The sequence below is a fragment of the Bifidobacterium sp. LCP19S3_E9 genome (assembly GCF_052121135.1).
In the GTDB taxonomy this organism is placed as follows: domain Bacteria; phylum Actinomycetota; class Actinomycetes; order Actinomycetales; family Bifidobacteriaceae; genus Bifidobacterium; species Bifidobacterium thermacidophilum.
In genome coordinates, this window is the sequence record NZ_JBQKEV010000003.1 from 15,903 (window position 1) to 30,117 (window position 14,215).

Consider the following 14,215-nt stretch of genomic DNA (forward strand, 5'->3'; position numbering starts at 1 on the left):
CAGTTTTTCCTGGTGTTGGGGAGGGGGGCTGCGGACGTTTTCTTGGAGACCGAACAAAAGGATTTGGTTGTGTTCAGTCCTGAGGAACGCAAGCGGGCGGTGGAACCCTGTCTCGCAACATCAATGATAGCCGCCGAAGTGGTCGAACGTCTCGGTTATCCGACCAGGCAGTGCCTGGAACGCTGGCTGGCGAAGGATCCCCGTCATGCCGGGCATATGAGGAGTCCCATCATCCCCATGGAAACCGGGCAGAAGGCGATCGAACTGGTATTGGGCGGCATGCGGCAGAAGCAAGCCGCCCGGCAGCTCGGCGTGAGCGTGGGCACCGTGGCCCATTGGGTCAAGGCGTATCGCGAGGGCGGCATGGCCGCGTTGCCGACCAGGAACGGGAACGCCGCGCAGGACGGCGGGGCGCTGTCGAGGCCGCGGCGTGACGGACTCCCTGGCGATGACGGTGACGTGGAGGCGCTGCGCCGCAGGGTCGAGGAATTGGAGTTGGAGAACGCGTTGATGCGGGAGGTGGCCGATGCGTTCGCCGCGTCCAAGGGTCGTTACGGGTACCGCGGGATCAAGGCCGAGCTCAGAACCGGCGTCTCGGAGAAGGTGACCGGACGGATCATGGTCGAGGACGGGCTCGTGGCGCATGTTCCCGGACGTCGCAGGTACGGTTCCCACGGGGGGCGAGACGACTCCCCGTGGGAACCTGATTGCCCCAGGACTTCACCGCAGAACGTCCCAACGAGAAGCGGCTGACGGACATCACCGAGATCAAGGCGGCGGACGGCAAGGCGTATCTCTCGCCGGTAATCGACTGCCACGATGGCAAGATAGTCGCCTACACAGCCGGATACGGCCCCAACGCGCAGCTCGCCGACACCATGCTGGAGAAGGTGGCCGTCACGTTGCCCGAGGCGCGCGTCCTCTGGCGCATTCCGACCGCGGTCGTCACCATAAGCGGTCGGGATGGCTGGAACTCATGGAGCGGTTCGGGCTGACGAGATCGACGGGCGCGAAGGGCCGTTCGCCGGACAACGCGGCCGCGGAGGGCTTCTTCGGCGGGATGAGGGCCGGGTCCGTCTACCCCGAGTGGTGGGAGGAGCGCACCTGTGGGGAGGTGCTCGCGTTGATTGACGAGTGCATCCACTGGTACGACCACGATCGCATCAAGCAATCGCTTGGTTGGATGAGCCCGGTACAATACCGGCTGAGCCATGGATTGGCTGCGTGATTAACTCCAAGAAAATGTCCGCAGCCCCATACCCGGGTTTATGGGCGTTTTTTGCCTATGGCCCACCACATCCAGCGTTGTATGAAAAGGTTCGCGAGGGTCAGCGGCACGAGCGCAAGGGCGGTGGCCGCAAGGCCCGCGAGAAGCTGTGAAAACCACGGTGTGGGCGCCACGTTGATGCCGATGACGCGGAAAACTCGCAACAGAACACGCCATGGTGTATATGGGAAACACCATGGCGTCGTAAGGTGGCGAGTTCGTTTCGTGGACTGAGAATGTCCGCATAGTGAATTCGATATGAAAAATTCCCGCAGAGAGCAAGTTTTTGGGTTGGCTGATTGACCGGTCAGTCGGTCAACCAACCCAGCCCGCTTCACCAATCTCGATTCACTTGGTGAGCGCGTCCGCGATGGTGCGGATATCGGCTTCGATGGTCTGCGCGACTTCGGCGTAAAGCGCGTCCGTGCCTCCGTAAGGGTCTTCGATCTCCTTCGCCCGCGGAAGTGTCGGCCGCTTGAACGGTTCGTTCATCTGCATGATTTCGAAACGCTCCCCGAGGGTCGTCGCCTGTGCGAAATCCCCGTCGGAGAGACATGCGTGCGCAAGATTGGCGAAATCGTCGATGAGATACGTCTTGCGTGCCGCCATCGGATACTCCTGCAGGATCTCGCTGAGCTGGGCGTCCGTGAACGCCAGGATCACATCGTTGCCATCGACCATCGCATCGGTGATGTGGCGCGACTTGTGCGGGGTGCCGTCGATGTGGCGGGAGGCGAGTTCCCGCACGTAATGCTGCTCCATGGGATGCCCTTCGAGATACAGCAGTCCGCTGCTGGTGACCGTCGCATTCGGCAAAGCGTCGCGAAGCAGGTATTCCGATAACGCCGAACGGCAGACGTTGCCGTGGCAGACGAACATGATGCGCATGATTGTTGCTCCATGGAAGAGGACAAAAGTATTGGAAGGAAAAGAAAAGGCTTTCGGCTCGGAGAATCGGAAGCCTTGAGGCAGTTGGACTCAGTTGTTGCGCCTGCGTGCAAACGCCAGTGCGAATCCGGCGGCGGCAAGAACCGCTACGCCGAAGGCGATCGGTGCCACGGAGGCGCCGGTCTTGGCGGTGGTTGCGCTGGTGCCGCTGTTGTTGTTCGTGATCTCGCCCACAGCCGGAATCGTCACTTCGAAAGTGTTGTTGTTGGCGTCGGCGCTGTTGGGCACGACCTTCACCAACGCCTCATTGTTAATGTTCTTCAACAGGTCAGCCGTGGAAAGGTGTTCCTTGGACAGGTACACCTTGAACTTCACGGTTCCCGCGTTCTTGCGGGCGCTGTCAGTAAGCTCCAGCGCAAGCTTGAAATCATCGGAGGAGACCTCGCCAAGGTACTTGACGGTGTCGAAATCCGACACGAGCTTCACGTCGGAGACCTGCGTGTGGTCGTACTGTGCGTAGGCGTACTTGTAACCCTGCTCGACGGCGCCGCTGGAGTGCACGGTCACGTTGATGGTGCCGGTGCTCGCGTCGTAGCTGATTTCGTTAGGATTGATGGTCGGTGCGTACTGATCCGCCGATGCGGTTGCTGCTGCGAAGCCAAAGCCCAAAACTGCTGCAATAGCCGCAATTAATGACAGAATCTTTTTCATTGATTTCCCACCTCTTCTTGTGCGCGTAAATCGTGTGGTTCAAGTGGGTGACCCATCACATAGACCATTTTGTAATTATAGAGAGGCTTAACATTCGGCGTGCATTTAGGGTGATTCGGTGTTTCCTCCTCCGAGGGGGTATATCTAAACATTTGTAGTCTTTTTGGAGATGCGAACGGTGTGTTTTGGTCGTTGAAGGGACCATGTTGGACCGGCTGATGAGTATACTGTGCCCTCGGCGGAATTTGCACGCGTTGATGGGCGGTTTAAGGTTGAGGAACGGGCGTGCAGACATGCGTCAAACACATTGGCAGGCGGTAATTAAGAGGTATTTATGGACGCGCTCTCGCAGGATGGGCGGCATGATGAAAAAGATGTGATCGCACCTGATTACTCCAACGTCATTGATGATCCGAATGACAATCGCCGACGCAGGAAACTGACGCGCGAGCAGTTGGAACAACGGCGTAGGCGTCTACGCCATAGGCGTATCGTTCGCGTGGCCTTGGCACTCATGCTGGCGTTTGTGGCCTATCTGGGCTACTTGGCGGTAAGCGCGTTCGTCATGGTCAAAGAGGCGAAGGACGCGGTCTCCTCCGTACAGCAGCTGCAGTCTTCGGTCGATATGTCCCAAGGCACGGTGAACAAGGCGCTGATGATGCGGTCGCTTGATGATCTGTCCGACCATATCAATGGCGTGTACCGTCAGATGAAGAGCCCGGGGTGGACGGTGCTTGAATATGTTCCGTATTATGGCAAGGACGTCAAGGCCGTGCGGGACACGGTGGCCGTGGCGAACGACATCGCAGACAACGTCATGCCGCAGTTGCGCAATGCGGTGAAAGTGATTGATTTCAACGCGGTTTCGTTGAAGAACGGCACGGTGAACCTGTCGGGCGTGCAGAACGCCGCAACCAATCTGGAAATCGCGGACGTGGCCATGAACAAGGCCAATACGGATATGCAGGCGGTCGAAGGTGGGCACATCGGCAAGCTGTCCGAGATCGTGGAGCAGGCGAAGCGTATTTCCAATATCGGGGAAGAGACGATAGACGGCTATTCGCGTTTCGCGGACGTCGCGCCGTCGATACTGAATCTGGACAGTTCCTCGCAGGCCCGCAACTATCTGATTCTCGCGCAGAACAACGCCGAATTGCGCGCCACTGGCGGCATACCCGGTTCCTGGGGCGTGCTGACGGTGCGGCAGGGGCATATCCAGCTGCAGGGATTCGTGCCCGACACCACCATCGCGGCTCAGGACCAGTCGGTCGTCTCGCTGACCGACGAGGAGCGGGGTCTGTTCAGCGACATGATGGGCAGGATCGCCCAGGACGTGAACCTGACTCCGGATTCCCCGCGGGCTGGCGAGGCCGCCAAGGCCCTGTGGGAGCGCACCCATGATGGCCAGCAGATAGATGGCGTCATCGGAGTGGACGTCGTGGCGCTGCAGGATATGCTGAAGAACGTCGGTGCGGTGACGATGTCCGACGGCACCGTGCTCGACGGTTCGAATATCACGCAGGTGCTTCTGCATGATGTGTATGCGCGCTCCGATGACAGCAACTGGCAGAACGAGTTCTTCTCCCAGACCGTGCGGGCCGTGTTCGATCAGGTGATCGGCAGCGGCAATCTGGTGCGTCTGGTAATGGGTGTCGGATCCAGCGCGCAGGGCCGTCACATCTCGTTCTGGTCAAGCCACAGCGCCGAACAGAACCGCATCGACGACACCGCGATCAGCGGTGGCCTGAACGACACTCCCGCCAAGCCGTCCGTCGGAGTGTACCTCAATGATTTGGGCCAGTCGAAGATGGACTGGTATCTGAAGCGCTCGGTCTCGACGAAGCTCGACCATGAGAATGAGGACGGCTCCAAGGTCTATCAAGTCAAGGTGACGCTGACCAACACGATGAGCGCCGATGAGGTGGCTTCCACGCCGCAGTACGTTCTCGGCGATCTGGCCAATGGCATGCAGGCCGGGCAGATCGGCGTCAACGTGTTCAATTACGCGCCCGCCAGCGGCCGACTGGTGAGCTGGAATCTGCCGGACGGGAAGAAGAACTTCGATTTGCTGACCACGCACGACGGGCACACCGTGGGCGCGTTGCAGGTCGCCCTGAGCCCAGGGCAGCGGTATTCGTACACCTTCAAGGTGCAGACGATCGCCAATGGCAATCAGTCCATGTTGACTATCAATCAGACTCCGTTGCTTCGGTGAAGGGTGTTATATATGTACAAAATGTACAAAAAATACATTTGGAAGAGGTCTTTCTACATGTCGGTGGTCACCCTTCCTGATTAAATATCATATAGATTGAGAAGATTTCGAATGGGAGCGAGCATTGACTGTTGCTGATATTCTTCAAATGATCAAAAGGCGCTGGATCTTCGGCGTGATTGTGCTGCTGGCCAGTTTGGGCGTCACCGGTGGTTTGGTGCATTCCGTCGTTCCCGTGTATTCCGCGTCGATGACTGCGATTGGCAATGCCGCTTCAGCCGGAGACAGTGTGGGCAACGGCAGCAAATTGGGTGTTGTGGCGCGTGTCGCCACGGCTCCGTCGGTGCTGCAGCCGGTGATCGACAAGCTCGGTCTGAACATGACGGTGCAGAAATTGGCGTCTTCCTTGACCGCTTCGAGCGACGAGAACGGATTCATCACAATCACGGCGCAGAGTACGAATCCCAAGATGGCGGCCGACATCGCCAATTCCGTGTACGCGAGCCTGGTGCAGCAGATCAAGAACGACAGCTATGCGAGCAGCAAGAACGATAGGTTGAGCGACGTCGAGCTGTCGATCGTCAGCCAGGCGGAGACCCCGTCCACTCCCGTTTCCCCGAATGTCAAGAAAATGTGGTTCGAGGGGACTCTGGCGGGCGTGGTGCTCGGTCTGATGGTCATCGTGGTCGTCGACCTTGCGGACAGGCGCATCAGCCAGGCCGAAGACGTGCAGCGCATCATGCACACCCCCATCATCTCCAACATTCCCAAGACCGACGTCTTCAAAGGCACGTCGCCGGTGGTCATCGCCAATCCGGCCGGTATCGCGGCGGGAACCATTCGGCGCCTTGCCATGAACCTCGACTTCATCACGCCGGACAAGACGAGCATGTCGAACATCACGGTGGTCACTTCCGATGACATGAACGAGGGCAAGACCACGGTCGCGGTCAACCTCGCTTCCGCGATCGCCGAAAAGGGCCGTCGTGTGCTGCTGGTCGACACTGATTTGCGCAGACCTTCGGTTGATGCCTCATTGGGCATCAACGGCAAGATCGGCCTGGCCCATGTTCTTGCGGGAAAGACTTCGCTGGAGACCGCCATTCAAAAGTACTGGAAGCCGAATTTCCATGTGCTTCCGGCAGGCGAGCAGCAGGCCAACCCGTCCATTCTGATCAACTCCCAGGCCATGCACACGTTCCTGGCGAAGGCCGCCGAGCACTACGACAGCGTCATCGTCGATTGCGCGCCGATGAACGTGACGACGGATGCTGCCATGTTCACCAAGGCCGGCGGCACTATGCTGTTGGTGGTCGCGCAGAACGTGTCCACCAAGAAGGGCCTGAAGGAAGTCGCCACTGAACTTGAACTGGTCGGCGCCGAACCTTCCGGCGTGGTGTTCAACATGGTGAAGAGTGCGCACCGAGGCAAGAAGGGCGGTTATTACTACTATGAGGACGACAACAAGCAGCAGCCCGCGCGCCGTGCCTCGTCGTCCCATGGGACGAAGCGTGACAAGGAATAAGTAGAATGCGCGTGCTGTTCATCATCGAATCGATGGGTGGGTCCAGCCGTCATGTCGCCGATCTGATCAGAGGCTTGGATTCCGATCTGTTCGATATCGAGTTGATATATGGAACGTCGCGAATCGATGATTACTTCGCGCAGGCGTTGCCGGAACTGGCGAAACATGCCACGCTTCATCCCTGCGACGATTTGGTGCGTGAGATCGAGCCGAAGCACGAACTTCGCGCATTGCGGTTCGTGATGCACGAGATTCACGCCTTCCGGCCAGACATCGTACACTGCCACAGCTCCAAGGCCGGAGTGATCGGCCGCATCGCGGCGAAGCTCTGCCATGTGAACAAGGTGTTCTACACGCCACACGCGTATTCGTTCCTCGCGCCGGAATTCAGCGGCAAGAAACGCGATGTGTTCATCATGATCGAACACATGCTGTCTCGCCACGCCACCACGCTCACGTTCAATGTGTCCGACGGCGAACGCAAGGTCGCCATCGCGGAGCGTTTGGACAAGCCGTCCAAATTCCGCACGTTGTACAACGGCTTGGCCGATGTGCGGCTTCCCGACAGGCGCGAGGCCCGGGCGTCGCTTGGATTGGATCTGCCTGACGGCGCCAAGCTCGTCGGCTCGACCGCGCGTCTGGTGAGGCAGAAAGATCCCATGACTTCCGTGGCCATCGCCGTGAAGCTCATCGAGCGGCATCCCGAGCTTCACGTCGCCTATATCGGCGATGGTCCGTATCTGGAATCGATGACGGATTTCGCCCGTCGGCATGACGTGCTCGACAACATTCATTTTTTGGGATACCGCGCCGATGCTGATCGCATGGTCGCCGCGTTCGACGCGTATCTGCTGACTTCCCTGTATGAGGGATTGCCGTATTCGTTGGTCGAATCGTTACGCGCCGGCGTTCCCGTCGCCGCGACCGACGTCACGGGCAACAACGAGGTGGTCGACCGCCCAAGCAGCGGCAGGTTGTTCCCATCGAGGGACGTGGAGGCCGGAGTCGCTGCGGTGGAAGGTCTTCTCGCTCATCCGATTCCCCGCGAACAGGTGAGGCAGGGCTATCTTGACCGGTTCACCATGGATGCGATGCTGGGCGCCATTACGGAGGTGTATCGTCAATGATCGTATTGAAGGTCTGGTACCGAATCTGCGGTCTTCTGCTGAAGGCGCTGTACAAGGTGATTTACGGCGGCAAATTCACATGGGGCAAGGGCTTCCACGTGAGGAAGCGCTTCCATGCCACGGTCGAAGGCGCGAACGCGTCGATTCGTCTTGGCGACAATGTGGCGTTCAACGATGGCTGCTCCCTGCACGCGCTCGATTCCATTGAGATTGGCTCCGAAACGATTTTCGGTGAGAACGTGAAGGTCTACGACCATAACCATCGTTTTGCCGACCCGGATGTTCCCATCAAGGACCAAGGCTATTCCACGGCTCCGGTGGTTATCGGACGTCATTGCTGGATCGGCTCCAACGTCACGATTCTCAAGGGATCGCATATCGGCGATAACACGGTGGTCGGCGCGGGCTGCGTCATCAACGGCGACGTGCCTGCGAATTGCGTGGTGTCCGTGGACCAGAAGCATGTGATCCAGCCCATCCGCAGGACGAACAAGACGGGCGGAACGAACAATCAGACGAATAGCCAGACGAAGGAACTGCAATTGAAGGACTCGGCTTCCGAAAACAATCGTGGTGATGGCGTGAACCATGGCAAGCCCATGCGCGTTTTGGTGCTCGACACGGTGATGGACCGTGGCGGCGCCGAAACCATGATGATGAACTATCTTCGTCACTTCAACCGTGACAAGGTCGTTTACGATTTTCTGGTGAACAGGGACTACCGCGCCGCATATGAGGATGAGATCGAGCGGCTTGGCGGCCATATCTACCGCATGTGCCCGATGTACCCGCAGTATTTCGGCAAATACAAGAAGCAGATCCGCGAATTCCTCAAAGCGCATCCGGAATACCGGATCATCCATTCCAATCTGGAGGAACGCAGCTATTTCGGATTGAAGGAAGCCAAGAAGCTCGGCATTCCCGTCCGCATCGCCCATGCGCACAACCGCCCCGTAGGATTCGACCTCAAGTCCATCTTTCGCGAGTACTTCCGCCTGCGCCTGCCGGCACAGGCGACGCATATGTTCGCATGTGGCGAGGAAGCCGGTGATTGGCTGTTCGGCAAGAAGAACCGCGGCAAGGTCATCCAGCAGCGCAACGCCATCGACACGAGCCTGTACCGGTACGACGCCGATACCGCGCGTCAGGTGCGCGAGGAGTTCGGCGTCACAGATCCGAACACCATCGTGCTGGGCCACGTGGGACGGTTCTTCCCGCAGAAGAACCACGCGTTCCTGATCGACATCTTCAAGGCGGTGCACGACCAGCATCCGAATTCCGTGCTCTGGCTCGTCGGCGGCGGCGAACTACACGACGAGCTCAAGAACCAGATTCGCGCCAAGGTGGACGAGCTTGGTCTGCACGACGCGGTGAAGTTCCTGGGGGTGCGCTCCGACGTGAACCGCATCATGCAGGGCATGGACGCGTTCGTGCTGCCGAGCCTGTTCGAAGGTCTGCCGGTCACCATGATCGAGGCGCAGGCCTCCGGCTTGCCGTGCACGATTTCCGACCGTGTGCCGCCCCAATGCGACATCATCGGCAACACGCAGATTGTGCCGCTTGAGGCGAAGCCGGAGGAATGGGCGAGGCACATTCTCTCGCAGGTCGAACACCCCAAGGTCGCTGATCGCGCTCAAGGCCCCGTTTTGGTGACCAAGGCCGGCTTCGACATCGTCAAGAACGCCGAATGGCTGCAGCGTTTCTACACGGAAGCGTTGGCGAAGGCCGAGCGGGAGCGTGTATGAGTTCTGCTGTACGGAATAAGCGGCAAAGCCGTAAGGCGATGCGCGTCTTGCGGAAGGCTTATGACCGCCGGAACAAGAATGCGCTGCTGTTCTGCATTCTTCCGGTGTTCCTCATTGCGAAGCTGATGGTGGTGTATGTGCTGCCACCCAAATACTTCTACGACAACAACCGCATTCTCGGCATGACGAACGTGACGTTGGGAATCCAGCAGACGTCTGGCATGCCTGAGTGGGAGGGCAGCTACCGCATTGCTTCGGACTTGTTCGCGAATCTGAATGTGATGCGGCTGGAAACCATGATGGATTGGTCGTTGTGCCTGGGAGTGATCCTGACAGCATTGGTTGCCGTGCTGATCATGCAGGTGGATTCTCCTGATCTGCTCCAGTCGTTGTTCATTCTCGCCACGGTGGGGTTGCTGAACATCTACATCTTCACCATCGGTAAGGATGTCATCCAGTTCTTCTTCTTCCTTGGCGTGTATGTGGTGCTCATACTTCCATTGGACAGCCAGATACTGAAGGTATTGCTTAGCGCCGGCATCCTCTATTACGAGAGTACGTTCTTCCGCAGATACTATGTGCTGATCGCCGCATTGGTGATCATCGTCTATGCGGTATTGCGGTACTTCTGCAATCGTAAAAAGCTGGATGCGAAAACGGTGGCGGCGATCATCGCCATTCTGATGGCATCCATATATGTGTTGCTGCTGGTGGCGAGTGTGATTATGCCGGATGACTACCATCAGGTGATGGCGCTGCGTGACATTTATAGCGACACAATGGACGGTAATTCCGATTCATCGACGTTCATCCAAAATTGGGTTTCCGGCGGTGGTCTGCCGATTTTCATGGTGAATTACGTCATCAACGCATTCCGCATGATGATTCCCGTGGAGTTGGCGATGCGTGGTGCGTATTATCTGCCGTTCTTCTGTTTCCAGGTTATGATCACCGTGTATGTGGTGAATTTGCTTCGCCAGATCAACAAGATCAACGAGCCTGTGTTGTTCCTCGCGCTCTGCGTGTATCTGGGTTATGCTTTGGCATCGTTTATCTTCGAACCCGATTTCGGATCGTGGACCAGGCATGAGGCCGCGACGTTCCCGGTGCTGCATCTGCTGGTGCTGAACAGCTACCAGAAAATCCCGTTGACTGAACAAGAGCGTTTGCTGAACCGAGGTATGCTGTGAGTTCTTTGAATGATTTGATTCCCAGTGATTGCCGACACTATCTTGGCGTCAATGATGTGCTCATCGCTCCGAACAGTTATGTGAATTTTGATGTGCCGGACCACAACATTGTGATCGGCAATCCCGCTCGCGTGATTCATCGTGAGAACGCGACGGTCGGGTACTGCCATAACTTGGTGTACGAATCGGTGCCAGATGAGGAATATTCGGTGACTTCGGGAGGCGAACGATGACCGCTCATGTCGCATTCTTCTCCGGTGACATCACCCGCTCCGGCGGTACCGAAAACGTCGGCGTGATGATCGCCAACGCATTGGCTGCTGCCGGTGATTACCGCATTTCCTTCATCAGCTTGTTCGAAGAGGCGGATAAGCCGTTCTTCGAGATTGACGGGCGTATCGACCGGTTCACGTTGTATCCCGTGCCCACGCACGGGATACAGCATTATTTCGACACCTGCAAACGGCTGAAGAGGCTGGTTGGGGGGGAACAGCGGATCGATGTGTTGGTCGACATCGATGGCATCCTCGACATGTACTCGCTGGCGATTAGACGCGCCACGGGCGTGAAGGTGGTCTCCTGGGAGCATTTCAACTATCTGCAGAACCCGGGTGTGCCGTATCGCAAACTCACCCGTCGTTGGGCGGCGCATTCTGCCGATGCCATCGTGACACTGACCGATGCGGACAAGAAGCTGTACGAGCGGCATCTCAAGCTCCATTGCCCGGTCGTCGCCATCCATAATCCGATGGCGGTGGCGGATTCCGGGCAGGTGTACGACGATGGCTCCAAGCTCATCATCAGTTCCGGTCGTCTGACGGCCCAGAAGGGTTTCGACATGGCGGTGGACGTGGCCGCGAAGGTGCTTCCCAGTCATCCGGACTGGCGCTGGTCGATTCTGGGCGAGGGCGAGGACCGGCCCATGCTGGAGCGGAAGATTGCCGATGCCAAGCTCGACGGCCGTCTTGTTCTTGAGGGACGTGTGAACGATATGGGCGAGTGGTACCGCAAGGCCGCCGTCTTCGTGCTGACTTCACGCTTCGAGGGTCTGCCGATGGTTCTGCTTGAGGCCAAAGCCCACAAACTGCCCATTGTGAGTTTCGATTGCCTGACCGGCCCTGGTGACGTGGTGGATGACGGCGAGAACGGCGATCTGGTCGCTGAAGGCGATGTCGATGGCATGGCCGCGAAGCTGGCCGCGCTGATGGAAGACGATGAACGGCGGCAACGGTATTCGGATCGCGCGCTCCAGCATGCCGAACGTTTTGACAAGGAGTACATCGTCAGTCAATGGAAAGCGTTGTTTGCGGAAATTGGGGAATAGGAATTCAATAATGGCCGATTATAAAAGGTGGAATACGCGCGAGGTGTCATCGGAAGCACAGATAGGCACGAGACATTCTTCCGGCTCTTTCGCGCGGCATGAAGGCATGCGGAACGCCAAGCGCATCGCATGGGTGGATTATGGCAAGGGTTTTGCCATGATTCTTGTGTTTTGGGGGCATACGTTGTGCCCGCAACCATTCCGTGACTTCTTTTACGCGTTTCACATGCCGCTGTTCTTCTTCCTGTCCGGATTCGTGTTCTCCACGCGGCATTATCCGACGTTGCGGGCATTCGCCGTTCGCCGTGTGCGCACTTTGCTGGTTCCCGGACTGGTGTTCAACGTCATCGTGATCGCTTTGGAATGGCTGAACGGGGTGATTATCGGCCAGCCGTTCAATGTTCCGGTATTGCATTATCTCCTTGGCGTGGTGCTGGAGATTCGTGGCGGCGATTTGGGAATCATTCCTTGGTTCTTCACCAGCTTGTTCGTTATTGAGATAGCCATGTATATAGTGCAGCGGTTCATCACATCGAAGGCGCAATGGCAATTCGCGTTGGGAATCATCGCCTCCTTGGTGGGGTACGGCTATTCCGAGTTCATCGGGCATGCCGCTCCTTGGGCTTTGGAAACAGCTTGTTCGGGTTTCTTCTTCTTCGTGCTGGGCAAGATCATGCGTCAGCAGTGGGATTCCATGCCACGATGGCTGTTCTCCGCTCCGATGATTGTGGTTTGGGGCGCCGCCACGGAACTGTTCGCATGGCTGAACCGTCATGTGGCCGGTGAGCAGACGGATATCTATCTGAACCAGTATGGCTGGTATCCGTTCTATCTGGCGGATGCGATTGCCGGCATCATGTTCTCCGTCGCTTTGCTGATGATGATCGAGCGTTTCCATGTTCCGGTGCTTGTGCCGATTCTGGGCTTTGTCGGTGCGAATTCATTGGTGTATTACAGCTTCAATAACTTTGCGCTTGCTCTGTGCCAGCAGTGGCTTGGTGCGGTGATGAATCTGAGTGGACGGCTTTCCTGGCAGATGCAGCTGGGAGCGGGGGGGGCTTCTCGTAATTGGCGCGTGCCTGCTGTGCGCTCCGATCGCGGTCATCGTCAATCGTTGGTGCCCCGAGATCATAGGAAAGCGTCGTGCTTCGGCGGGGAAAGGCGGGATGACGAAATGACGGTTCCGAAAATCAGCGTCATCGTTCCGGTCTACAACGCCGAGCGGTATCTCGACGAGTGCGTGTCAAGCCTTACGCGGCAGACGTTTCCGCTGATCGAGGTGCTGCTGGTGGACGATGGTTCAACGGACTCAAGCGCCGGCAAATGTGATGCGTGGGCTTCGAAAGACGACCGCGTCCGTGTGATTCATCAGTCCAATGCCGGTGTCTCCGCGGCTCGCAATGCCGGTTTGGACCATGCGCGGGGCGAATGGATCGCTTTCGCGGACGCCGACGATTGGCTGGAAGACGATGCGTTCGAGACCCTGTTGTCGGGCGACGGGCAGAAAGCCCCCGATATGGTGCTCTTCAACTACCGCAAGGCCGGTGATCAACAGTCCGAGGAACCGATACCGGATGGTTTTTTGGAGGTTCCGGACGCGCTGGACGCGGTGCTTGCGTACCACGGTGTCAAGGGATACGTGTGGAACAAGCTGTTTCGACGCGAGTTGATCCAGCGCGCGCATGCCAGGTTCGATACGGCCATAGGCATGTGCGAGGATCTGCTGTTCGACGTGACCTGCTTGGTGCATGCCACGCGCGTGTATTCGATGAATCGATGCTTGTACAACTATCGGGAGAATCCGGATTCGGCCTTGCATGCCATTAAACCGGAAGTGGCGAAAACCTGCCTTGCTGCGCATGAGCGCATGCTGCGCATGGTTCCCGAGGCGTCACGTTCCGCGGTGCAGGCTTCGGACGCGATTATGGCGGAGGAGTTTCTGATGCGCGCGTATGCCTCGCATGACGTGCGGAATCGCGACGACTACCGTGCCGTGCTTCGTCGGTATTGGCGTCAGGCGTTCGCCCGTGAACATTCGTTGAAATACCGGTTGCGCTTCATTGGGGGCGCATGGTGCCCGGCGCTGTTCTATCGGGTGTGGAATATGTTGAAAGGAAGTAGCCGATGAGTAAGCCCATTCGTATTGTGCAATTCGGAATGTCCGACACTTTGGGTGGGGGTCGAGACGTTCATCATGAATCTGTACCGCATATTGCTTGGTGA

The 14,215-nt window shown here is 57.7% G+C and carries 13 protein-coding genes; 11 read left to right on the forward strand and 2 right to left on the reverse strand.

Annotated elements, in window-relative coordinates:
- Nucleotides 1-69: 69 nt before the first annotated feature.
- From ACTQYB_RS02010 to ACTQYB_RS02020, 3 genes are read left to right on the forward strand one after another with little or no spacing between them, the layout of a single operon-like run.
- Nucleotides 70-753: a helix-turn-helix domain-containing protein gene (locus ACTQYB_RS02010; RefSeq protein WP_441481726.1), complete on the forward strand. Its 684-nt coding sequence runs from the start codon at nt 70-72 to the stop codon at nt 751-753.
- On the forward strand, nt 708-995 hold the full coding sequence (locus ACTQYB_RS02015) for a hypothetical protein (RefSeq protein WP_441481727.1): 288 nt from the start codon (nt 708-710) through the stop codon (nt 993-995). Before ACTQYB_RS02010 ends, ACTQYB_RS02015 begins: the two co-directional genes overlap by 46 nt.
- Nucleotides 977-1,228: an IS3 family transposase gene (locus tag ACTQYB_RS02020; RefSeq protein WP_441481728.1), complete on the forward strand. Its 252-nt coding sequence runs from the start codon at nt 977-979 to the stop codon at nt 1,226-1,228. The genes ACTQYB_RS02015 and ACTQYB_RS02020 overlap by 19 nt, the downstream gene beginning before the upstream one ends.
- A gap of 387 nt (nt 1,229-1,615) precedes the next feature.
- Here the strand turns inward: ACTQYB_RS02020 and ACTQYB_RS02025 are convergent, their stop codons facing one another.
- Nucleotides 1,616-2,155: an arsenate reductase/protein-tyrosine-phosphatase family protein gene (locus ACTQYB_RS02025; protein WP_321046125.1), complete on the reverse strand. Its 540-nt coding sequence runs from the start codon at nt 2,153-2,155 to the stop codon at nt 1,616-1,618.
- A 90-nt stretch (nt 2,156-2,245) separates the two neighbouring features.
- Complete coding sequence (locus tag ACTQYB_RS02030) at nt 2,246-2,866, reverse strand: hypothetical protein (RefSeq protein ID WP_321046126.1); 621 nt, start codon at nt 2,864-2,866, stop codon at nt 2,246-2,248.
- A gap of 334 nt (nt 2,867-3,200) precedes the next feature.
- Between ACTQYB_RS02030 and ACTQYB_RS02035 the strand changes: the two genes are divergently transcribed.
- The 8 genes from ACTQYB_RS02035 (at nt 3,201) to ACTQYB_RS02070 (ending at nt 14,120) form a co-directional block, all read left to right on the forward strand.
- Nucleotides 3,201-5,081, forward strand: a complete 1,881-nt coding sequence (locus tag ACTQYB_RS02035) for a DUF4012 domain-containing protein (RefSeq protein WP_441481729.1) — start codon at nt 3,201-3,203, stop codon at nt 5,079-5,081.
- A gap of 148 nt (nt 5,082-5,229) precedes the next feature.
- A complete protein-coding gene (locus ACTQYB_RS02040; protein WP_321046129.1) occupies nt 5,230-6,606 on the forward strand; it encodes a polysaccharide biosynthesis tyrosine autokinase in 1,377 nt (458 codons plus the stop codon).
- A 5-nt stretch (nt 6,607-6,611) separates the two neighbouring features.
- Nucleotides 6,612-7,733, forward strand: coding sequence for a glycosyltransferase (locus ACTQYB_RS02045; RefSeq protein WP_321046130.1), 1,122 nt, complete (start codon nt 6,612-6,614; stop codon nt 7,731-7,733).
- On the forward strand, nt 7,730-9,478 hold the full coding sequence (locus ACTQYB_RS02050; RefSeq protein ID WP_441481730.1) for a glycosyltransferase: 1,749 nt from the start codon (nt 7,730-7,732) through the stop codon (nt 9,476-9,478). Before ACTQYB_RS02045 ends, ACTQYB_RS02050 begins: the two co-directional genes overlap by 4 nt.
- On the forward strand, nt 9,475-10,668 hold the full coding sequence (locus ACTQYB_RS02055) for a hypothetical protein (protein ID WP_321046132.1): 1,194 nt from the start codon (nt 9,475-9,477) through the stop codon (nt 10,666-10,668). Before ACTQYB_RS02050 ends, ACTQYB_RS02055 begins: the two co-directional genes overlap by 4 nt.
- Complete coding sequence (locus tag ACTQYB_RS02060) at nt 10,665-10,901, forward strand: hypothetical protein (protein ID WP_321046133.1); 237 nt, start codon at nt 10,665-10,667, stop codon at nt 10,899-10,901. Before ACTQYB_RS02055 ends, ACTQYB_RS02060 begins: the two co-directional genes overlap by 4 nt.
- Entirely contained in the window at nt 10,898-11,992 is a 1,095-nt protein-coding gene (locus ACTQYB_RS02065) for a glycosyltransferase family 4 protein (RefSeq protein WP_441481731.1), read from the forward strand. The genes ACTQYB_RS02060 and ACTQYB_RS02065 overlap by 4 nt, the downstream gene beginning before the upstream one ends.
- 106 nt (nt 11,993-12,098) lie before the next feature.
- Complete coding sequence (locus ACTQYB_RS02070) at nt 12,099-14,120, forward strand: glycosyltransferase (protein ID WP_441481732.1); 2,022 nt, start codon at nt 12,099-12,101, stop codon at nt 14,118-14,120.
- Nucleotides 14,121-14,215: the final 95 nt, after the last annotated feature.

Coding starts and splice junctions, on each gene's coding strand:
- ACTQYB_RS02050 (WP_441481730.1), top strand. CDS start 7,730: ATGATCGTATTGAAGGTCTGGTACCGAATCTGCGGTCTTCTGCTGAAG.
- ACTQYB_RS02055 (WP_321046132.1), top strand. CDS start 9,475: ATGAGTTCTGCTGTACGGAATAAGCGGCAAAGCCGTAAGGCGATGCGC.
- ACTQYB_RS02035 (WP_441481729.1), top strand. CDS start 3,201: ATGGACGCGCTCTCGCAGGATGGGCGGCATGATGAAAAAGATGTGATC.
- ACTQYB_RS02040 (WP_321046129.1), top strand. CDS start 5,230: ATGATCAAAAGGCGCTGGATCTTCGGCGTGATTGTGCTGCTGGCCAGT.
- ACTQYB_RS02020 (WP_441481728.1), top strand. CDS start 977: ATGGAGCGGTTCGGGCTGACGAGATCGACGGGCGCGAAGGGCCGTTCG.
- ACTQYB_RS02065 (WP_441481731.1), top strand. CDS start 10,898: ATGACCGCTCATGTCGCATTCTTCTCCGGTGACATCACCCGCTCCGGC.
- ACTQYB_RS02070 (WP_441481732.1), top strand. CDS start 12,099: ATGCGGAACGCCAAGCGCATCGCATGGGTGGATTATGGCAAGGGTTTT.
- ACTQYB_RS02030 (WP_321046126.1), bottom strand. CDS start 2,866: ATGAAAAAGATTCTGTCATTAATTGCGGCTATTGCAGCAGTTTTGGGC.
- ACTQYB_RS02045 (WP_321046130.1), top strand. CDS start 6,612: ATGCGCGTGCTGTTCATCATCGAATCGATGGGTGGGTCCAGCCGTCAT.
- ACTQYB_RS02025 (WP_321046125.1), bottom strand. CDS start 2,155: ATGCGCATCATGTTCGTCTGCCACGGCAACGTCTGCCGTTCGGCGTTA.